Origin of the sequence: Moraxella sp. CTOTU46934 (genome assembly GCF_031979465.1) — a bacterium.
Lineage (GTDB): Bacteria > Pseudomonadota > Gammaproteobacteria > Pseudomonadales > Moraxellaceae > Faucicola > Faucicola tetraodonis.
This window is the reverse complement of sequence record NZ_DALZEG010000014.1, coordinates 1-20,065: the sequence shown is the minus strand read 5'-3', so window position 1 is coordinate 20,065 and position 20,065 is coordinate 1. Positions and strand designations below refer to the sequence as shown.

The window sequence follows — 20,065 nt, the reverse complement described above, 5'->3', positions numbered from 1 at the left end:
TAGTTATTGTAAAGTGGTGGCAATTGGTAATTTTACTCATCGTATTATAGGTTTTCCCATGTCATCAATTCCTGATTCAAACGTCCGTTATCATTGCATGGTAATCGGCAATCCGATTGCCCATAGCAAATCGCCTGATTTGCACCAAGCCTTTGCCAAACAAACTGGCATCACCTTGTCTTACCAACGCCAATATTGTCCCAACGATGTCGACAGCTTTACCGCTGTCATCGAAGCATTTTTTGCAGGCGGTGGCACAGGGGCAAATGTGACCGTACCTTTTAAAGAGATGGCATTTGCGCTGTGCCAGCAGCGCGGTGAGCTATCTGAATACGCGCGCTTGGCGGGTGCAGTCAATACCCTTGCCATCAAAGCGGGCAAACTGTATGGCGACAATACCGATGGTCGCGGTTTGGTGGCAGATTTATTGTCGCAAGGCGTCAGGTTAAAAGACGCAAACGTTGCTATTTTAGGGGCAGGTGGGGCGACTCGTGGCGCGATTTTGCCGTTGCTAGATGCGCAAGTAAAATCGCTACATATTGCCAATCGCACAGTAGAAAAAGCAGAGAATTTAACCCGATTATTTGATACCGATAAGCTCACCTTTTCAAATTTGACGGATTTACCCAATGATATTGAGGTGATTATTAATGCAACGTCGATAGGTCTAAGCGGTGACACCTTGCCGTTCGCTAAGGATATGACGGTCGATTTTGCCTATGACATGATGTATGGCAAACCATCCGCGTTTTTGGACTTTTTTAAAGCGAAACATGCCAAAACCTCGGATGGCTTGGGAATGCTGGTCAATCAAGGGGCATTAAGTTTTGCGCTTTGGACGGGTAAACAAGTCGATTTGACGAATTTTCATTTTTAGCTTTCTCATAAAAAAGCACTACGCACTCGCCTACGCTTTAGATAAAATAGACAAAACCAAAATTTGCCCAAGAGAGCGCAGGAAAACCCAATAAAAAAAGCCAGTTTGTCACTAGCTTTTTTTAGTCATACTAATTTAGCGATTCGCCTTGCCTAATTGCGCCAAAATATCACTGATTTCTTTATTGGCTTGGCTTTCGGTTTGGGTATCACCATGTGGTGTCAAGTTGTCAAATAACTGTGGCAAAAGCTCCGCCATACTTTGACGGACTTCGCTTTGGTCGACACCAGTTTGTGCCGCAACTTGCGCCAACTCATCATTATCAAATAGCTGATTGATATCATTAGCATCCAGTGGTTGGTTTGATTGGTCAGCACTCATCCAAGAGTTAGCTTGATGACCGAATCCCATATTTTGAATTTTATTAAAGGCCCCTGATAGACCACCATTACGCTGAATAAACATCAATGCAATTGGCAACAAAGCCGCCATTAACATACCCTTACCACCAAAGCCACTTTGACTTTGTGGAAATTGGTTCATACCCACGTTATTGCCCATACCACTACCTAGACCACCGCCCATGCCACCCCCTAGCACGCTACCTAGCACTTGTCCTAGCACGCCACCCTGAGACATTTGCGACATACCTTGATTTTGGTTCATCGCCATACCGATGATATCATCCAACCCAAAACCATTTGATTGCATTTGTGGCTGCTGCACTCCGCCGCCTAAAACATTACCAAAAATATTCCCTAGGCCGCCCATATCTGCTTGGCTTTGACCGCCCATTTTGCTTTGAATGGCATTTTGCGCCACTTGTGTTACTAGACTTGTTAATAGACCCATGGTCATTCCCTTTTATCTTTTTCAATGATTGTCGTATATCACCAATAATAATGCACTGATGCACGCCCATTGCCAACTGCACTTAAGTTCAAGCTAAAATGCGCAGTCGCCTCAACACTTGGTTGATTTAATTGTAGCAATATTGAATATAACTTATATACCATTTTTGTTATCGCTCCAGCGTGTTCGCTAGCACCTTAAATTGCCGCCATGTATCGCGGTCCACTTGGTCTTGCCAAATGGTTACGCTGATTTTAGCTGGGGCTGATTCTATCAAGCCAAATGTTAAAATCACCAAGCACCCCATATCAGCGATGCCCAGCAAATTTGCCTGCCACACCGCTTGCTTATGATGTCTAGGTACTTTGACAACCCCACGTACCCACTGGATTTGCCAGGTTAAAAAATCAAAGTTGTCATAGGGTGAGGTTTGATTGTTACTTTGCGGTTTGGCGTGTAACGATGAAATGGCCAATAAGTGACAACTAGAGACTTGCCCGAACCAAAGACTGGCTATAGCGACCATACCTAGCAATAGTTTATAAATAAGCGCTAAAGGTACAAGTGTTAAAATACCAATTACCACCCATAAACAAGCCCCCCAAAGCAGTTTTTTATCCACACTGGGTTTGAGCGTGGCATCAATGTCAATAAATGAGGTGTTATGACGCGATAAGTAGCGTTCGTTCATCTAAGTCAATTAAGAAGATGCTTTTAATGATTTGAGCTTGGCTATCAAATCAGCAAATTCTGGCTTGGTCGGCTGATTGTGTAAAAACCAGTCTAGCAAATCAGGATCTTCTTCTTTCACCAATTCTGCAAAAATTTGCTGCTCTTGTGAGTCGGCTTGTAAATAGTGCGCTCTCACATACGGGTCAAAATAATAATCGAGTTCTTTTAGCCCCCGTCTGGCACGGTAGATAACTTTGCGCTGCTCTAATGTAGGTTCGGTCATAGTCTTCTCTGATTATATTTATCGTCAGTCTAAATAAAAATCAAATTCCATTCGTTTCGCAGTTTCATTTGCCATAGCAATCTTGGATAGCTTGGCTACCGTATATAGGCTAGCATGAATACCTGATGAAATACCACCTGATGTGATAATTTTGCCATTATCAACATAGCGTTGATTCGTTACCACTTCAATCTTTGGATAATCTTTTTGAATTTGCGCTACATCCATCCAGTGGGTCGTCGCTTTAAGATTATCCAATAAGCCAATTTTTGCCAGCAAGAATACCCCTGTGCAGATAGATAATAGAATGCTTACTTGGTTAGATTGCTGTTTTATCCATTCTAATAATACAGTGTTATGAATCTCAATCTGTTCAGCACCATAACCACCAGGTATTACCAAAACATCGATTTTTGGATGGTTGGTCAAATTATAATCTGCCAAAACTGTTAAGCCGTTTCTAGCTTTGATTACGTTATTTTGGCTAATGACAATGACATTAAACAGTTTCTCACCTTGTTCGTTTTCAGCTAATGAAAACACTTCAAACGGTCCTGCAAAATCCAATACTTCAACTTCATCAAATAAACAAATACCCACTGTTAGCATAGATTTCCTTTACTTAGTAATTTATAGAAGTAGTATTACTACAATTGATCGCTTGCCACATAGCTAATCCTGCTTTGGTCGCAGCCACATTGTGAGTGCGTACGATACATGCCCCTTGCTGAACCGCAAGTAATCCTGCAACCATACTGGCGATGTCTCTATCAGTCGCTTCATGGGGCAAATTAGTATGTTTAAGCACTTCACCGACAAAGCGTTTACGTGATAATGCTACCATAACCGGTAGATTAAACGTGTGCAACCGATAAAATTCATTCAGCCATGCCAGATTTTGCTGGGCGTTTTTGGCAAAGCCAAACCCTGGGTCAATGATAAGATTATCACGTCTGACCCCACCCGCCACAACTTCATCAATGCGCTGCTGTAACTCGGTAATAACATCGGTATATAAATCTTGATAATTATCCAGCTGATTCATGGTCGTTGGCTCACCGCGCATATGCATAAGCATGACAGGGATATCAAGTTTGGCAGCGGTAGCAATGGCATCGGGGCGCGTCAAGGCTCGTACATCATTCCAAATTTTGGCACCGACTTGACTGGCGAGGGTCATCACGGTCGGGCTACTGGTATCAACCGACACCCACACTTGCTTACCAAAGTTATGATTAATCGCTTCAACCACTTTAATAACGCGGTCAATTTCTTTTTGCTCACTCACGGGACTGGCGTTTGGGCGAGTAGATTCACCCCCCACATCGATAATCGTCGCCCCGTCTTTGATCATCTGCTCGGTATGACGCAAGCCTTGGTCGATATGATTATATCGACCACCATCAGAAAATGAGTCTGGGGTGACATTTAAAATACCCATGATATGGGGATAAGATAAATCGAGCGTTTGATTATGATAATGAATGGCAAAGTTGGGAATGGGCTGTAGCTGCATGATGTCCACAATGATGGCTAAAATTTTTTACTATTTTAAGTGAAAAACAAAAAAACCGCTATCAAGTTGGTAGCGGTCTTTGTGTAACTCATATTATGGATAATTTACATTGCAGGTAACGGCGGTGGCGTTAAGCCCGACCCACTTGACGGTGGATTGCTTGGTTTATCAAAATTTACTCTAACCGGCTCTTGATAAACTTTAGGCTCGCGTGGTGGGATACCCGCCATAATGTCTTGCAATTGGTCACGATCGATAGTTTCCCATTTCATTAACGCATCGACCATGGCATGCATTTTATCCGCATTACCTTCAATTAATGCACGTGCGATATCATACTGCGCTTCTAGGATACGACGAACTTCATCGTCCACTTTCTGCTGGGTCGCTTCTGAGATAGTACGAGATGATGCCCCAAAATAACCTTGGTTTTCATCTTCTTCATATACCATCACACCCATGGCATCTGACATACCGTATTTGGTAACCATCGCACGCGCCATCTTGGTAGCACGTTCAAAGTCATTTGACGCGCCAGTCGATTGCTGATTGATAAAGACTTCTTCAGCGATACGGCCACCAAATAAAATCGCAATGTCATTTAGCATTTTTGACTTATAGACGCTGGTCTGATCATGCTCTGGCAATTGCCAAGTGACACCTAACGCCCAGCCACGCGGCATAATAGTAACCTTATGCACAGGGTCGGTACCCGGTAACATTTCAGCCACTAAGGCATGCCCTGCTTCATGGTAAGCCGTTGCACGACGCTCTTCTTCACGCAGTACCATCGATTTACGTTCCGGACCCATATACAGCTTGTCTTTGGCTTCTTCAAAGTCGTTCATATCAACTGACGCTTTGTTGCTACGTGCAGCAAATAGCGCCGCCTCATTCACCAAATTCGCTAATTGCGCACCACTGAAACCTGGCGTACCACGTGCCAATGAACGAATATCGACGCCAATTGTTGAGGGCAATTTTTTCATGTGAACACGAAGAATTTGCTCACGACCTTTGATATCAGGCAATCCAACTTGCACTTGACGATCGAAACGACCTGGGCGTAACAATGCTTTATCGAGTACATCGACTCGGTTGGTTGCCGCAATCACGATTACCCCGTCATTGCCTTCAAAACCATCCATCTCAACCAATAACTGGTTTAAAGTTTGTTCACGTTCGTCATGACCACCGCCCATGCCTGCGCCGCGATGACGACCGACAGCATCAATCTCATCAATAAAGATAATACAAGGGGCATTTTTCTTGGCTTGTTCAAACATATCACGAACACGGCTTGCACCGACACCTACAAACATCTCAACAAAGTCAGAACCTGAAATTGAGAAGAATGGTACTTTGGCTTCACCTGCAATCGCTTTGGCAAGCAAGGTTTTACCAGTACCGGGTGGACCTACCATCAATACACCACGTGGAATAGTCGCGCCAAGTTTGGTAAATTTCTCTGGGTCACGTAAGAAGTCGACAATTTCTGTCACTTCTTGCTTGGCTTCATCACACCCTGCCACATCTGCAAATGTCACTTTGATTTGGTCTTCGGATAGCATTTTGGCTTTAGATTTACCAAAACTCATCGGACCCATACCGCGACCACCGCCTGCACCACCACCGCTCATATTACGCATGATGAACAAGAACAAACCAATAATCAATAGCACTGGGAAGCTTGCAATCAGTAATTGCATCATCACGCCTTGACGTTCAGGGGTGGCGCCTTGAACTTCAACATTATGCTTAATAAGCTTTGGCATTAGCTCAGTGTCAGTGACAGCAGGACGTACTGTCTCAAAAGTTGAGCCGTTTTTCTTTTCACCAGAAATTTGCTCCCCGTCAATTTTGACACTTTTGACCTGGTCAGTTGCCACCGCAGTGACAAATTGGGAGTAATTGAGCTTATCAGGTTCATTGCGGGTATCAAAATTGCTAAAGACTAGCACTAATACCCCTATCACAACTAACCACAATAAGGTATTTTTTACCATGTCGCTCACGTTGTTTTTCATCCTTCGCGTTAGGGGGTTGATTAAAAAGTGGGGTTAAATCAAAATGTTTACCAAAGATAGGTAGATTTTTCACCAAAAATAGACGTTACATTAATCTTTCAATATAGCATGATATATGGATTTACCTTAACATTATCAAGCGAATTCTCTGTTATTTTCTAGTAAAAACATATTACCAATTTTTATCTAGTCAAGTTCAGGGATAGACTAAAGCAAATTACCTTATTTGGTGGCTATCCAATACATTTCTTTTGAGCGTGCGCGTGACGCTGCAGGCTTAATACTACGCACTTTACTAAAACGCTGCTGCATATTTTTTCGTAAGGCATCAGAGCCTTCACCTTGGAATACCTTAATCACTAAGGTGCCACCTTCCGGGAGCACTTGCTCGGCAAAGTCCATGGCAAGCTCACATAAATAAATCATGCGTGGCTGATCGACTGCCGTAAAACCAGAGGTATTGGGCGCCATGTCAGATAGCACCACTTCCACTTTTTTATCGGCGACTTCTGCCATGATGTTGTCAAACACTGCTTGCTCACGAAAATCACCTTGGATAAAGGTCACATTCTCTAACGTATCCATCGGCAAAATGTCCGAGGCGATGAGTTTGCCAGTGTCACCGACTAGTTTGCCAGCAACTTGCGACCAGCTGCCTGGGGCAGAACCCAAATCGACCACCGTCATGCCTTTTTTAATCAGCTGCAGTTTTTCGTTGATTTCTAGCAATTTGTAAGCCGCTCTTGCCCGATAGCCATCGCGCTGGGCAAGTTTGACATAGTGGTCGTCAATGTGCTCTTTCATCCACGCACGGCTACTTTTGGACAATTTTTTGTTGGTAATACGCGTTGCCATAATTCTCTACAAACTACCCTTTATAGTTTAAAAATTCTTCACTTGGGATTTGGCTAAAAAACCCAACGCCATCTTAGAATGACTATCGGTAAATTTTGACAATCTCAAGGGTTAAGGCTGTTATTTTAGCATATTTCACCAAGTTAGCTTGCGTTAACTCATGGATTGGCTATTGATTTTTTTAATCTAGTGATTTTTGCAGAATGATAAGTCATGCCAGCGTTTTTGCCTATGTGTTTTTGCCTATGTATTGCCCATAATTTGTTAGACAAAATGATTAATATGGTATAATGCTGGCTAATTTTTTTATAGGTCAATTGACAGTTATGGCAAATTCAAGCTTATCAAATGCTGATATCAAACATTTAAAAGGCATCGGTCACCAGCTGAACCCGGTGGTAATGATTGGGGGTCAAGGCGTTACCCCAACCGTTATTGAAGAAATTGGGCGCGCACTGAGCGATCATGAGCTGATTAAAGTAAAAATCCCAGCGGGTAGCAAAGCAGATCGTGACGCTGTGGCAAATGCGATTGCGGAAGCCACTGATGCGATTTTGGTCACCAGTATCGGTCGTATGGTATTATTATTGCGTCGCAATCTGGACGCCAATCCTAAGTTATCAAACTTGGCACGTTTTGGATAAGGCTACAATGGACACGTTACAGGGTGAGACATTCGCACTGACGCGCACGGTTGAACCATTCACCGTATCGGCAATACTGGACTACCAGCTTTCAGTACATGTGGTCGCTGATAGTAAATTTTTAACTATCTTATTTGATGCTGCCCATCCCAAGATTGATGATAGTCAAACCGCTCTGCAAGCTGGTCTATGGGCAAATTTTCCGACATTTAGCCCATTGGCACTTCAACGCGTGATGCGCCAAGATTATTTATGGCAAGCAGATTGTTTTGAGTGTTTTATTGCCAAAGATAGCCAAGCGGATAGCCCGTATCTTGAGGTCAATTTGGCGACCAATGGTGAGTTTAATCTTTATTATTTTGACAGCTATCGGACACCGAATACATTACCCCCTCGGCGCTTGCCTATCACAGCGCTGACTTATGGTGAGGATATCAATTTTTTTAGCCAGGCCGTCACACAAGATAGCGAGCTTCCGCTTGTTTTTTGGTGTTCTGCAAGTCCCATGCTCCTCACCCATGTACGAGCGGTAGAGCAGCAATATGCGTTTAGCGTTGGTACTTTTCGTGTCGGTATGACATTTGCCAAATCAGCATTGGACAAGTTGGTTGGTGCAAATGGTAATTATGCGCTAAATCCAACGCGTGTGATTCAGCAACCGCCAGACAATAGCTTAGCAGATAGCTCAGCTCCAACCGTCGATGAAATGAGTTATTGGGCCATACAGCATGCACACCCAGCGGACTTTCATACCAAGGCACACTGGATAAACATCTAAATTAGGATGATTTTAAACCATAGCACAGCGAAAAATAAAAAACTGGCTTAAAGCCAGTTTTTTTATATACCGAGATAGTGTCACGATTAACGCGCTGGCGCCATTGCCAAGTAAGTTTGTGGATTGACGGTTTGACCATTTTGGCGTACTTCATAATGTAAGTGGGCGCCTGTTGAACGACCCGTGTTGCCTACCGCCGCGATTTGCTGATTTGCATACACCGTATCGCCAACGTTAACATAGTTTGCAGAGGTATGGGCGTAACGGGTGACAGTACCGTTGCCATGATCCACTTCAACATAACGACCATACCCGGTACCCCAACCTGAGAAAGTCACCACACCATTACCGGTGGCATAAATAGGGGTGCCAATGGGAGCAGCAAAGTCCATCCCTTTATGAAACTGTGATTTACCAGTGACCGGGTGGATACGATAGCCAAAACCTGAACTCATGCGTGCAGATGACGTAATTGGGCGCAACGCTAACATGCCATTACCCGCATAGCTGCCCGTGGTAGGCATATTGATGATGGTGGTGGTTGGCTGAGTCGATAGCTTTTGTGCTAAACTTGCGAGGCGGTCTTCTTTTTGCTGGGTTTGTTGGCTTAGATTTTTGATAGCGGCATTGACGGCATCTGAAGGCAGATAATAATCTTCACCATCGTCTTCACGGACAATAACTTGACTGGTTTTACCAGCATTGGTAATCGATAGAATTTGAGCTTGTGCAACACTCATTGTAGTTAAAGCAACAACTGGTAATGCGATTAGAGCTAATTTCATCTTTTATCCTTTGTTAAACCTTATGCTATTAAACCCTGTGCCAATGTCATGTGAACGCTACTTTAGCGCATTGGCAAGATTTAATTCACTATAATTTGGTCTTAAAATCACCTACACTAAGACCCAATACTAAGACTAAATCAAAATTTTTGTCGCTTAACTACCCACCACACTGCTCATTGACTATGAAAAAACCAACCAACCATCTTGCCTCTCGCACTGAGCGTCTTGCCAACTATCAATTACCGTTTCAAAAAAAGCTGCAGCAATTACAGCAGTTGACGGACGATGTTCGCAGTGCTTGGCAAAACGTGTTGACTGAGGAAGTCTTAGCAAGCTTACAAGTGATTGCTTGTGAGTCATTTAGACTTGTGGTGAGTACGACCAGTCATACCCTTGCCAATCACCTCAATTACAACCAGCAGCACCTACTATCAACACTGCAAGCGTTCGACAACAATTTTCATCAATTTACCCAGTTACGATTTCGAGTAGTGATTGTCAAACCTGTCCATACCGCGCAAATGACAGATTTACAATGTAATCATAATGTTAGCAATGTAAAGAATTGTGAGCTAAGCGAATCTACGAAGCGAAATATAACACAGCTATGTGACCTTGTCACGGACAACGAGCCACTTAGAACGGCATTACAAAAACTGATAAAAGACTAAAATAGCCAAGTTACAATGTAATTTTATGTAAATTATGTTACTAATATAGTAAGATTTATCAATGCATTGATGGCTTGTGCAAGTGAAAGTAAAAAAGTAGAAAAAAATTTACAATTAACATGATAGATAAAGATATCTTTTTTTTTATTTTTAGTGCGCTTATAGTAGTCAATGGCTAAAAAAAGATATCCAAAAATTAAATGATAAAATTGGATGGTTGGGTTTAATTAGTGTAATAAAATGATAACTTCTTGATGAAAAAATGTTACTAATCAAACCATATGTAAAATTTTTTGATTAGTATAAATACATAATAAAATTAATAAATCTAAATAAATCTAGTTAACATTGTCATTTTTTGTTACAACTTTATAGTTAGTTTCATCACTGAATAAAGCTTGTAATAATTTATTATTGAGTGCATGACCTGACTTGTAAGCGTAAAATTCACCCAAAATTTGGTGACCGGCAAGGTATAAGTCACCAATCGCATCTAATACTTTATGGCGTACAAATTCATCGTCAAAGCGTAACCCTTCAGGATTAAGTACGCCGCTATCATCTAAAACAATGGCGTTTTGCATACTACCCCCTAGCCCTAAGTTATTGCTTTTTAGGTACTCAATATCTTTTAAAAAGCCGAATGTGCGCGCTTTGGCAATATGCTCGATAAAATTGCCTTCATTAAAATCCAATTTAAACTTTTGATGTGAGCCATTAAACGCAGGGTGATTAAAGTCAATTTGGAAATCTAACACAAATCCATCGTAGGGACGAAATCCAGCGACTTTATCCTCCACGCGAACCTCAATCGGTTGCAACACCTGAATATAGCGTTTGGCAGACGTTTGCTCGGCAATACCCGCTTGCTGCAATACTTGTACAAATTCGATGGCACTACCATCCATGATTGGAATTTCAGGCGCTGACACTTCGATTTGTAAGTTATCAATTTGAAGCGCAGCGATGGCACTCATCAAATGCTCGACTGTCCCAATGCGCTGACCTAATTCATTGGTGAGATTTGAGGACATCATGGTATCGGTTACCGCATGATAGATAGCGGGTATGGGCTGTGCATCTGCCACATCGCTACGTAAAAATTGAATCCCATAGTCAATGGGTGCAGGAGAAAAGCGCAGGTGTACAGGGTTACCGCTATGTAAGCCGATGCCTTCAAGATTAATGGGTTGTTGAATAGTACGCTGCTGCATAATGCCCCCTAGTAGATTGCACTCATCCTTAGCCAAAGCTAAGTTGATATAATTTGTTACATTTGGCTATTCTACCATTGTCCCTTTCCACATCATAGTGATGCTTGATTGATTTTATCGACCTTTATGATTGACTACAGTGATAAAAAAACCCCACAACGATTAAGGTGTGAGGCTGTTAAAAGTCATACGGTATTTTAGCGATTTTGCTGACGACGTAGATAGTCTTGAATACTGTTGCCTGTGCGTTGTGGCTGCGATGATTGCGGTTGCGCTGGCGCAGGCTCAATAGCTTGCTGTACAGGTGGCTGAGGTGCAGGGATGGATTGTGGTATATCACGGCGTGCCGCATACGCAGGTTCATGCGTGCCTGCTTCCACTTTGTGGGTGCTAGAGGCATCTGAGACAAAATCTCTAGCTGGGTGCTTTGGGGTATTATCTAGCGTAAGACCGGTTGCCACCACGGTCACTTGGATTTCATCGCCCATGTCTTCATCAAATACCACACCGTAGAAGATGTTGGCTTCGTCAATATCCACCAAGCTATGCACTTTTTGGGTGATGCGTTCTTGCTCTTCAAAATTGAAATCTGAGCTAGCCACCACGTTGACCAATAGACCTTTGGCATTTTTAAGCAATAAATTGTCAAGCAATGGGCTTTTGATGGCTTTTTCAGCAGCGATCTCAGCGCGGTCTTCCCCACTGCCTTTACCGATACCCATCATCGCATGACCCCGTGAGGTCATTGCCGTGCGAATATCGTTAAAGTCGATGTTAATAAAACCATCTTTTGAAATCATATTGGAGATACCTTGCACCGCTTGAAGTAACACTTCATCGGCTTTTTTGAAGGCATCTTTCATAGAGATTTTGCCATACACTGTCATCAGTTTATCGTTGGGGATGGTGATGATGGAGTCGACAAAGTTAGAAAGCTGCTCAATACCTTCTCTAGCCACTTTATTGCGTCTGCCACCTTCAAAGGTAAATGGCATGGTCACCACGGCAACGGTCAATACGCCCAGCTCTTTGGCAAGTCTGGCGATGACTGGCGCAGCGCCTGTACCTGTACCACCGCCCATACCCGCGGTAATAAATACCATATCAGAATTTTCTAGCAATTGTCGAATTTGTTCTTCATCGCTCTCGGCTGCTTCACGACCCACTTCTGGGTTGGCACCTGCGCCCAAGCCGCGGTTGTTATTTTTGATACCGAGCTGGATTTTATTGGGCGCTGACAGGCGGTCAAGCGCTTGTCTATCGGTGTTGGCACAGACAAAGGTAATGCCTTTTACACCATTTTGTACCATGGTTTCAACGGCATTCCCACCGCCACCGCCGACACCGATGACGGTTAAACGGGCTGAATCGGCAAATGTATCAGTGTGATCTTGTACAATACTAAACTTCGCTTCCATAATTGAAAATCTCCGTATGCTGTCAAGTAGATTTGAGCAGCATAAATAGCAAATATATTAAATTAAATATCAATTAAATCATTACACAATTAGTGGATTTTAGAGTCAATCATAACATGAGCACTCTTAAAATACTAAATATCTCTTTTTTAGAAAAATTTACCAAAAAATTTATTCACAATTTTGAGTTTTTCTCGCATGGGCTGAACTTGCAAAGAGTCGGGTGAGCTTTTCTCGCTATGATGAAATGCCTCACTTTGACTATATAACAGTGTGCCAAACGCGGTTTGGTATTTACGCTCACCAATCATCGTCGCAATGGTGCGAAGCTTATCATCATCGCCGTATTGGGTATAGGCAGAAATCGCTGAGTGTTGATTGACCTTGTTTACTTTATTGGCAAAGATTTTTTTGGCTAATGGCAATAGTCCGCGCATTTCAGCACCACCGCCCGTGATCACATAGCCTTGTTGTAAAAAATCACTTAGCCCTTCTTTATCCAGCTCTTTTTTAATATTGCCTAAAATACTGATATAGCGAGCTTCAGTGACTTCAAGTAGTTCAAGCATATTAATGGTTTTTTCATCGTCATGCTGTGAGCGCTTGATGGTAAAAAATTGGCTTGAGTCAATCCCATGACGATCGACACTGGCTTGGGATTTTTTCATATTCTCTGCTTCAGCAATGGTGACATCTAGCAACATAGAGATATCCAGCGTTGCGTGATGTCCGCCTTCGGCAAAACAATGGGTATAAATCAGCTTATCTTCACGGTAAACGCAGACACTGGTGGTCGATGCCCCAATATCAATCAGACATACGCCATGGTATTTTTCTTCAGGCAATAAGCCGTATTCGGCGGTAGATACGGCATCAAATAGCATTTGGTCGATACTGACATCACATTCTTGCAGCAATTGCTGTAAATTTTGGCGACCTTTGACCGGCATCATCATCAGATGATAGAGCACCATCAAGTCACTCGCTTGCATCCCAATCGCATCATCAATCATCTCAGCATTGCCATCTAAAGCAATACCTTGCTGGGCATAATGCATCAAATACAAATCATCTGTAAGATGTTTATTTTTGGCTTGGGTTAGCGCGGCGACCACGTCTTTGGCTTGTACGATATCGTGTTTGATTTTGACTTCGCCCACACTATTGACGCTTTGCAAATCTGGGGTAGAAAAACTAAGCCAAACACTGTTTACGCGGCAATTTGCCATGTCTTCAGCGTTTTGAATAGATTGTTTGATGGCAGATTTTAGACGTTCGCGGTGGCGAATGGTGCCTTGGGCGAAATCATGGTTTTTGACGGTAGATAAACCGATAATACGAATATCTTGCGCACTGTGGATTTGACCAATCACAGTATGAATAGCGGTAGCACTTAGGTGGACGACGACGATCAGATCTGGCTTTTTCATAGAACACTACAAAATTATGTTTCACCTAATGGCTGGGGTTGGCGGTGGTTTTTAAGGCGTTAGTTTTCGAATCGGTTGTTGAGTTGGCATCGGTCACGGATTTAGTATCATCCGATTTGGCATTGACGGCAGTTGTATCACCAGCTTGCTGTATCATAGGTCGTTTGGTAATTGCCATGCCGTTTTTATAGCGTAAATCCACCGTTTGCAGCGTTTTGAGCTGTGGTTTAAGCTGATTTTGTAACATGATGCTTAGTCGATACAGTTTTTCTGACGTATTGTCATTATCAACCAGTACCCGAAGTCCGTTATCAAAGCGAAATAGCCATGCCATTCTGGGCGTTACAATGACTTCTTCAATTTTTATACCCAGTGGCATAAACCAATCACTGACTTGCTTGATTTGCTGCATCATCACAATGGCATTTTGGCTATCGCCTTGTAGCTGCATTAGGCTGGTATTATTTAGGTCATTGCTATCGGCAGGTTTAAATACCATGCCATTGGCATCGACTAAACGCTCACTACCAAACTTGGCAACGGCTTGGCGCGGTACTACATTGACCACAATACCTTGTTGCCAATCGCGGCGCACATCGGCTTGCCCTACCCAATCTACCGTCTCAAGTTTTGCTAGATAGCTTTGCAAATCAGCTTTGAGTAAATTTGTGTCTGCTTTTTCGCCCAATAATTGCTGAAGCTGCAGGGTTTGCTGGGAATTTAACCCTTTATGCTGCAAACTAATCGCGGCATTGGGTAATTTGTTGAACACATTAATCGCCAAAGCCGCTAATATCACTAACAATAACACAACGCCAAGCATTAACAACTTTGGCAGTAGCTGATGAAAGCGATTAGGGAGCGTAGTATCTAGAGAAGCAGTTGCCACAAATGAATTTGCCATATTGACCAATCATAACTCGGTCTAAAATTATTAATTACTAAAATCTCAACAACAAAAATCAAAATAACTAAAAATATTACAAGGATTTATGCTTAGAAGCATATCATAGCAAATTCAATGAAATGAATGGTAAATAGATAATACGCTTCTAGACAATTCAAGTACTTTTTTTGTAAACAAATATAAACGAAAACGACTTAATTGCTCAACGTTTGTTCTAAGATACGCACGCATAGCGTCGCAAAATCCATGCCACGCGCTTTTGCTGCCATCGGCACCAGACTATGACTGGTCATGCCGGGCACCGTATTGAGTTCAAGCAGATATAGCGTGCCTTCGTCATCTCGTAAAAAATCCACACGTGACCAACCTTTGCCCCCAATTGCGGCAAATGCTTTTCTTGCAATTTGTTGCATGGTTTGTTCTTGCGCCTCGCTCAAATCTGATGGGCATTGGTAGACGGTATCATCACGATTGTATTTGGCTTCGTAGTCATAAAACTCAGTGGTTGGGATGATGCGAATACTGGGCAACACCTCGTCACCGAGGATTGAGCAAGCATACTCACCGCCTGTGATGGCTTTTTCTGCCAAAATAGCGCCGTGGTATTGTTTGAGCTGTGGGTAGGTCTTGGCAAGCTCGCCCGCTTCTTTAATTTTAAAGACGCCGACACTACTGCCTTCGGCGGCGGGTTTGACAAACAGCGGCAAACCTAGCTGCTGTTCGATAGCGGTAAAATCGGTATTGTCATCAAGCACGACGTAAGGTACGTTTGGTAAATCTAACGCTTGCCAAACTAGGCGATTGCGAAACTTATCCATGGCAATTGCAGAGGCTAACACACCACAACCGGTATACGGAATATTAAAGCCGTCTAGCACCCCTTGCAGGCTGCCATCTTCGCCAAAAGTGCCATGCAACACATTAAATACGCGGTCATAGTCGCGCAGTTTTGAGATATCTGTTTCTTTGGGGTCAAAGTGATGGGCATCCACGCCTTTAGCGAGTAGCGCATCAAGCACAGCTTGACCACTCGTCAGTGACACTTCACGCTCGGCACTCCAGCCGCCACAGACAACCGCCACTTTACCAAATTGTTTGACATCGATAAGCTCTGACATATTGATTCCTAATCTTTTGTTAACCGGATTTATTGCTATAATTATTTCACACAAATTTTTTAAACTATTGCTTGGCTATGACTTGGCTTAGGAGCATGGGCAAGCTAAAATAGCTTTTCAATACCTTAGTTTCATAACCGTTTACCGCGTGGTTTTCAATCAAGCGGTTGTTCAATCAAACGGTTATTTGTCCGCTAGAAATAAATTATTTTTTGCCAAATCTAGACAGAGTTGACCCACGTTACCCGCCCCTTGGGTAATCAGCAAATCATTGCCTTTTAACATACTACCTAGCACCTGACGGATTTGATCCATGTCATTGATGTTCAGCATAATTGGCTCAACTTGTCCGCGAGTACGGATGGTACGGGCAAGGCTGCGACTATCCGCGCCTTCAATCACGGCTTCACCTGCGCTATACACATCGAGTAGCATCAACACATCGACTTGTGACAATACGTCCACAAAATCATCGAAGCAATCACGGGTACGGGTAAAACGGTGAGGCTGGAAAATCATCACCAAGCGGCGATCGGGATAGCTTTGGCGAGCCGCTTTGATGGTCATTGCCACTTCAGTTGGGTGGTGACCATAGTCGTCAATCAATAGCACATCGCCTGCGCCATCTTTCACAGGGTAGTTACCATTGTTTTCAAAACGTCTGCCCACGCCGGCAAATTTTTTGACCGCTTGACAAATGGCTTCATCACTGACACCTTCATCGGTGGAGATGGTGATAGCCGCTAAGGCGTTATAGACATTATGAATGCCAGGAATGTTCAAAGTAATCGGCAGTGGCTCACGGTCTTTACGCAGTACGGTAAAATGGGTTTTGGTGCCATCTGCCACCACATCAATGGCTTGCACATCGTTATGTTTTTCTAACCCATAAGTCAACACAGGACGTGCGATTTTATCAATCAGTCCGTATAACTCTTTGTCATCACCGCACAATACTGCCAACCCATAAAACGGCATATTCTGTAAAAACTGCACATACGCGGCTTTTAGTTTATCAAAACTGCCGCCATAGGTTTCCATATGGTCTTGGTCGATATTGGTGACAATCGCTGCCATCGGACGCAGCGATAAAAACGACGCATCTGACTCATCCGCTTCCGCCACCAAATAACGGCTTTGACCTAATGACGCGTTTTTGCCTGAGGCGTTAAGTTTACCACCAATCACATAAGTAGGATCCAAACCCGCTTCGGTTAAAATCATGGTAAGCAGGCTAGTGGTGGTGGTCTTGCCATGCGCACCCGCTACTGCAATACCATGACGGTAACGCATCAGCTCACCTAGCATATCGGCGCGGCGTACCACAGGAATACGTCCTGACAAGGCGGCTTGGATTTCTGGATTGGTATGATCAATGGCTGATGACACCACGACCACATCGGCTTCACTGATGTTTTTGGAATCATGCCCGATAAACACTTGAATGCCCATTTGGGTCAAACGGTCGGTCACTGGGCTTTGTTTGATGTCTGAACCGCTAACCATATAGCCATGATTATGGACGACTTCGGCAATACCGCACATCCCTGCCCCACCAATACCGACAAAATGCACGTGGCGAATACGGCGCATCTCTGGAATTTCGACCACACGTTTGGTAATTTTTTTGGTGACACGGTTGGTTTTTTCAGGTTTTTCAGTAGATTGGGCAGTGGCAGTTTTGGCTGATTTTGACATAGACAGGCTCAATGATAAATGACTTATAAGTTGTAAAAAATAATTAGGGTTTTAACTGGGATAAAATGGCATCGGCAGCCAGCTGTGTGGCATTGGGTTTGGCAAATTCACGCGCTTTTTCTGCCATCGCTAAAATTTGATGACGGTCGAGCTTGGCTAAAATCGCACTTAAACTCTCTGCCGTTAATTCTTTTTGCGGCATTAAAAACGCGGCGCCATGTTGTGATAGGGTTTTGGCATTGGCCGTTTGGTGATCATCTACCGCATGGGGCAGCGGCACAAACACCGCAGGCAATCCAACCGTGGCAACTTCTGTGACCGTGAGCGCCCCAGCACGGCAGACAATCACATCTGCCCAGCTGTATGCTTCTGCCATATCTTTGACAAATGGCAAAATCTCATATTGGGTTGATTGGAGCTGTGCTTCGCTATATACCGCTTGAGTAGCCTCTTGGTTGTTTTTACCACATTGATGCCGCACTTGCCACGGCTTGGCGTCTGGCATACTTTCTAATTTTTTTAGCGTGGGCGCGATATGATTATTTAGCGCCTGAGCACCCAGAGAACCGCCAATGACCAATAGCTTTAAAGGACTGCTATCATTGACATCAATACGGGCTTTTGGTGGCGGTACCTGTACGATAGCCTCACGTACTGGGTTGCCCACTGTCATTACTTTATTAGAAGGTAGTTCGGTAAAGGTATTTGGGAAGGCTTCTAACACTTGATTAGCAAGCTTAGATAGATAGTTATTACTCATGCCTGCGATGGCATTTTGTTCATGAATCAAAATTGGTATTTTACAAAATTTGGCGGCCAATCCGCCAGGTGCGGTCACATAACCACCAAACCCTACCACGATGTCGATTTTATTGGTTTTGATGATTTTGATAGCCGCTAATGTTGCTTTGAGTAAGGTTGACGGGGCTTTAAATAAGCGTTTGATACCGTTACCGCGTAACCCCTGCATATTGATGGCATGGTAGCTAAAGTCGTAATGTTGTAGCAACTCATTTTCCATACCGACTAGGGTGCCGAGCCAATGCACTTGGGCGCCTGATTGTTGTAACGCTTGAGCCACCGCAATCGCTGGAAACACATGCCCACCCGTGCCTGCTGCCATCATCAGCACGCGCGGTTTTTGCATCGTTGGCTCACTCATTACAAAATCCTTATTCAATCGATATATTCATTGGGATTATCCCATCATAAAAGACCGATTATTTGGAAAAACAATCACCATAAAAATGGCAAAATCATAGCATTCTTTTTATACCTTTAAAAGATAAAAGGTTATTTTATAAAAAAACCCTTGAATCACTGTTCAAGGGTTTTTGATAACTTTGTTGCGTGTTTAACTTATGTTAATGACTCACCTAAAATCACACCGCCGTCTTTTTTGGTAATCATCACCGTCGCTGAACGTGGTGTAGTACCACCAGTAATCGCGCCCCATGTGACCCCTGGTTGATCTTCGCCTGGATGTTGGATATTGATGAAGAGTGTTTTAAAGTCTGGCGTTAAGGTGATACCCGTTACTTCACAACCTTTTGGACCCACAAAGAAACGTTTGATATTTTGTTCTGTAGCTTGCATACCAACGCGGGTTTTGATACCCGCTGATGTGGTCACTTCTTTACCATCATTGACTTTACCTGGCAACGCAGCTAGTAGCATACAGTTGGTTCTGCTAGTGTAAGCACCGTCATCGGTTTCTACCCATAATACGCCACGTGGGTCGAAGTATAAGCCATCTGGTGAAGACAAATCGTTATTGGCATTTAAACCAGACAAATTTTCTGCGGTTAAATCATTTGGCGCTGCAAATAGGTAGATATCCCAGTTAAAGCTGGTAGCTGTATGGTCGTTACCTTTTTCAGCCCAACGAATGATATGTCCGTTACGGTTACCCTTGTTGGTAGCATAGTTACGTGGGTTAGCTGCATCTACCGGATATGAAACGCCACGATTAGAATTGTTGGTTAATGTGACATAAACTTCACCCGTCACAGGGCTGACCGATACCCATTCTGGACGATCCATTCTAGTTGCACCTAGTGCGTCACCCGCAATACGAGCATGTACCAACACATCAGCTTGGTTAGCAAACGCGTATTTTGCATAAGACGCAGTTAATGCGCCTGTACCAAACGTTAATGGTTTCCATTCACCTGTACCATCATCTTTAAATACTGCAACGTACAAAGTACCTTTATCTAAGAACCTGTTCACGATTAAAAAATATGTTAGGATAGACGCTGCTCAGTGGCCGGTTCTGCCAAGCGGTGATGTCATCCAAGATGTTGTCAGTGACTCT

General features: G+C 43.4%; 19 protein-coding genes and 1 pseudogene. 4 read left to right on the top strand and 16 right to left on the bottom strand.

Annotation, left to right across the window (positions count from 1 at the left end):
- The first annotated feature begins 58 nt into the window (after positions 1 to 58).
- The gene (gene aroE, locus RTN07_RS09995) at positions 59 to 877 is read left to right on the top strand and encodes a shikimate dehydrogenase (RefSeq protein WP_312177799.1); all 819 of its coding nucleotides are present in this window, start codon (positions 59 to 61) and stop codon (positions 875 to 877) included.
- A 135-nt stretch (positions 878 to 1,012) separates the two neighbouring features.
- Here aroE and RTN07_RS09990 read toward each other — a convergent pair whose 3' ends face one another.
- The 7 genes from RTN07_RS09990 to rlmE form a co-directional block, all read right to left on the bottom strand.
- A complete protein-coding gene (locus RTN07_RS09990; protein ID WP_312177798.1) occupies positions 1,013 to 1,729 on the bottom strand; it encodes a YidB family protein in 717 nt (238 codons plus the stop codon).
- A 169-nt stretch (positions 1,730 to 1,898) separates the two neighbouring features.
- Entirely contained in the window at positions 1,899 to 2,420 is a 522-nt protein-coding gene (locus tag RTN07_RS09985) for a hypothetical protein (protein WP_312177796.1), read from the bottom strand.
- Positions 2,421 to 2,429: 9 nt separating this feature from the next.
- A complete protein-coding gene (locus tag RTN07_RS09980; RefSeq protein ID WP_312177795.1) occupies positions 2,430 to 2,684 on the bottom strand; it encodes an FAD assembly factor SdhE in 255 nt (84 codons plus the stop codon).
- Between the two features lie 24 nt (positions 2,685 to 2,708).
- Positions 2,709 to 3,293 carry a DJ-1/PfpI family protein gene (locus RTN07_RS09975; RefSeq protein ID WP_036594505.1) on the bottom strand — a complete coding sequence of 195 codons (585 nt, stop codon included), beginning with the start codon at positions 3,291 to 3,293 and terminating at the stop codon, positions 2,709 to 2,711.
- A gap of 13 nt (positions 3,294 to 3,306) precedes the next feature.
- Positions 3,307 to 4,200 (bottom strand): dihydropteroate synthase, encoded by an 894-nt coding sequence (gene folP / locus RTN07_RS09970; protein ID WP_312177793.1) that lies wholly within the window; start codon positions 4,198 to 4,200, stop codon positions 3,307 to 3,309.
- A gap of 104 nt (positions 4,201 to 4,304) precedes the next feature.
- Positions 4,305 to 6,206: an ATP-dependent zinc metalloprotease FtsH gene (gene ftsH / locus RTN07_RS09965; protein WP_312177791.1), complete on the bottom strand. Its 1,902-nt coding sequence runs from the start codon at positions 6,204 to 6,206 to the stop codon at positions 4,305 to 4,307.
- Positions 6,207 to 6,449: 243 nt separating this feature from the next.
- Positions 6,450 to 7,082: a 23S rRNA (uridine(2552)-2'-O)-methyltransferase RlmE gene (gene rlmE, locus RTN07_RS09960; RefSeq protein ID WP_309575123.1), complete on the bottom strand. Its 633-nt coding sequence runs from the start codon at positions 7,080 to 7,082 to the stop codon at positions 6,450 to 6,452.
- 326 nt (positions 7,083 to 7,408) lie between these two features.
- Between rlmE and RTN07_RS09955 the strand changes: the two genes are divergently transcribed.
- Together RTN07_RS09955 and RTN07_RS09950 are read left to right on the top strand one after the other, a co-directional pair.
- Positions 7,409 to 7,726, top strand: coding sequence for a YhbY family RNA-binding protein (locus tag RTN07_RS09955; RefSeq protein WP_138018748.1), 318 nt, complete (start codon positions 7,409 to 7,411; stop codon positions 7,724 to 7,726).
- A 7-nt stretch (positions 7,727 to 7,733) separates the two neighbouring features.
- Positions 7,734 to 8,504 carry a DOMON domain-containing protein gene (locus RTN07_RS09950; RefSeq protein WP_312177788.1) on the top strand — a complete coding sequence of 257 codons (771 nt, stop codon included), beginning with the start codon at positions 7,734 to 7,736 and terminating at the stop codon, positions 8,502 to 8,504.
- An 86-nt stretch (positions 8,505 to 8,590) separates the two neighbouring features.
- Here RTN07_RS09950 and RTN07_RS09945 read toward each other — a convergent pair whose 3' ends face one another.
- The gene (locus tag RTN07_RS09945) at positions 8,591 to 9,289 is read right to left on the bottom strand and encodes a M23 family metallopeptidase (RefSeq protein ID WP_065253598.1); all 699 of its coding nucleotides are present in this window, start codon (positions 9,287 to 9,289) and stop codon (positions 8,591 to 8,593) included.
- A gap of 185 nt (positions 9,290 to 9,474) precedes the next feature.
- Between RTN07_RS09945 and RTN07_RS09940 the strand changes: the two genes are divergently transcribed.
- Positions 9,475 to 9,963 (top strand): DciA family protein, encoded by a 489-nt coding sequence (locus RTN07_RS09940; protein ID WP_060995236.1) that lies wholly within the window; start codon positions 9,475 to 9,477, stop codon positions 9,961 to 9,963.
- A gap of 338 nt (positions 9,964 to 10,301) precedes the next feature.
- Here RTN07_RS09940 and lpxC read toward each other — a convergent pair whose 3' ends face one another.
- From lpxC to RTN07_RS09900, 8 genes and pseudogenes are all read right to left on the bottom strand, one after another.
- The gene (lpxC, locus tag RTN07_RS09935) at positions 10,302 to 11,180 is read right to left on the bottom strand and encodes a UDP-3-O-acyl-N-acetylglucosamine deacetylase (RefSeq protein ID WP_253852216.1); all 879 of its coding nucleotides are present in this window, start codon (positions 11,178 to 11,180) and stop codon (positions 10,302 to 10,304) included.
- Positions 11,181 to 11,374: 194 nt separating this feature from the next.
- Positions 11,375 to 12,595 (bottom strand): cell division protein FtsZ, encoded by a 1,221-nt coding sequence (ftsZ, locus tag RTN07_RS09930; protein WP_007116178.1) that lies wholly within the window; start codon positions 12,593 to 12,595, stop codon positions 11,375 to 11,377.
- Positions 12,596 to 12,744: 149 nt separating this feature from the next.
- Positions 12,745 to 14,025, bottom strand: a complete 1,281-nt coding sequence (gene ftsA / locus RTN07_RS09925) for a cell division protein FtsA (protein ID WP_312177785.1) — start codon at positions 14,023 to 14,025, stop codon at positions 12,745 to 12,747.
- Between the two features lie 25 nt (positions 14,026 to 14,050).
- Positions 14,051 to 14,929 carry a cell division protein FtsQ/DivIB gene (locus RTN07_RS09920; protein WP_312177784.1) on the bottom strand — a complete coding sequence of 293 codons (879 nt, stop codon included), beginning with the start codon at positions 14,927 to 14,929 and terminating at the stop codon, positions 14,051 to 14,053.
- A gap of 197 nt (positions 14,930 to 15,126) precedes the next feature.
- Positions 15,127 to 16,050 (bottom strand): D-alanine--D-alanine ligase, encoded by a 924-nt coding sequence (locus RTN07_RS09915; RefSeq protein ID WP_309597008.1) that lies wholly within the window; start codon positions 16,048 to 16,050, stop codon positions 15,127 to 15,129.
- 183 nt (positions 16,051 to 16,233) lie between these two features.
- Positions 16,234 to 17,643, bottom strand: coding sequence for a UDP-N-acetylmuramate--L-alanine ligase (gene murC, locus RTN07_RS09910; RefSeq protein ID WP_060995614.1), 1,410 nt, complete (start codon positions 17,641 to 17,643; stop codon positions 16,234 to 16,236).
- A gap of 148 nt (positions 17,644 to 17,791) precedes the next feature.
- The gene (murG, locus tag RTN07_RS09905) at positions 17,792 to 18,910 is read right to left on the bottom strand and encodes an undecaprenyldiphospho-muramoylpentapeptide beta-N-acetylglucosaminyltransferase (RefSeq protein WP_312177782.1); all 1,119 of its coding nucleotides are present in this window, start codon (positions 18,908 to 18,910) and stop codon (positions 17,792 to 17,794) included.
- Between the two features lie 197 nt (positions 18,911 to 19,107).
- Positions 19,108 to 19,977, bottom strand: a pseudogene (locus RTN07_RS09900) (PhoX family protein); the annotation flags it as partial.
- Positions 19,978 to 20,065: the final 88 nt, after the last annotated feature.

Bases quoted from the DNA above. Each gene is read 5' to 3' on its own strand.
- ftsZ (WP_007116178.1), bottom strand. From the start codon at position 12,595: ATGGAAGCGAAGTTTAGTATTGTACAAGATCACACTGATACATTTGCC.
- RTN07_RS09975 (WP_036594505.1), bottom strand. From the start codon at position 3,293: ATGCTAACAGTGGGTATTTGTTTATTTGATGAAGTTGAAGTATTGGAT.
- rlmE (WP_309575123.1), bottom strand. From the start codon at position 7,082: ATGGCAACGCGTATTACCAACAAAAAATTGTCCAAAAGTAGCCGTGCG.
- ftsA (WP_312177785.1), bottom strand. From the start codon at position 14,025: ATGAAAAAGCCAGATCTGATCGTCGTCGTCCACCTAAGTGCTACCGCT.
- RTN07_RS09955 (WP_138018748.1), top strand. From the start codon at position 7,409: ATGGCAAATTCAAGCTTATCAAATGCTGATATCAAACATTTAAAAGGC.
- RTN07_RS09950 (WP_312177788.1), top strand. From the start codon at position 7,734: ATGGACACGTTACAGGGTGAGACATTCGCACTGACGCGCACGGTTGAA.
- RTN07_RS09940 (WP_060995236.1), top strand. From the start codon at position 9,475: ATGAAAAAACCAACCAACCATCTTGCCTCTCGCACTGAGCGTCTTGCC.
- RTN07_RS09980 (WP_312177795.1), bottom strand. From the start codon at position 2,684: ATGACCGAACCTACATTAGAGCAGCGCAAAGTTATCTACCGTGCCAGA.
- RTN07_RS09985 (WP_312177796.1), bottom strand. From the start codon at position 2,420: ATGAACGAACGCTACTTATCGCGTCATAACACCTCATTTATTGACATT.
- folP (WP_312177793.1), bottom strand. From the start codon at position 4,200: ATGCAGCTACAGCCCATTCCCAACTTTGCCATTCATTATCATAATCAA.
- RTN07_RS09990 (WP_312177798.1), bottom strand. From the start codon at position 1,729: ATGGGTCTATTAACAAGTCTAGTAACACAAGTGGCGCAAAATGCCATT.
- murC (WP_060995614.1), bottom strand. From the start codon at position 17,643: ATGCGCCGTATTCGCCACGTGCATTTTGTCGGTATTGGTGGGGCAGGG.
- ftsH (WP_312177791.1), bottom strand. From the start codon at position 6,206: ATGGTAAAAAATACCTTATTGTGGTTAGTTGTGATAGGGGTATTAGTG.
- aroE (WP_312177799.1), top strand. From the start codon at position 59: ATGTCATCAATTCCTGATTCAAACGTCCGTTATCATTGCATGGTAATC.
- RTN07_RS09945 (WP_065253598.1), bottom strand. From the start codon at position 9,289: ATGAAATTAGCTCTAATCGCATTACCAGTTGTTGCTTTAACTACAATG.
- murG (WP_312177782.1), bottom strand. From the start codon at position 18,910: ATGAGTGAGCCAACGATGCAAAAACCGCGCGTGCTGATGATGGCAGCA.
- RTN07_RS09915 (WP_309597008.1), bottom strand. From the start codon at position 16,050: ATGTCAGAGCTTATCGATGTCAAACAATTTGGTAAAGTGGCGGTTGTC.
- RTN07_RS09920 (WP_312177784.1), bottom strand. From the start codon at position 14,929: ATGGCAAATTCATTTGTGGCAACTGCTTCTCTAGATACTACGCTCCCT.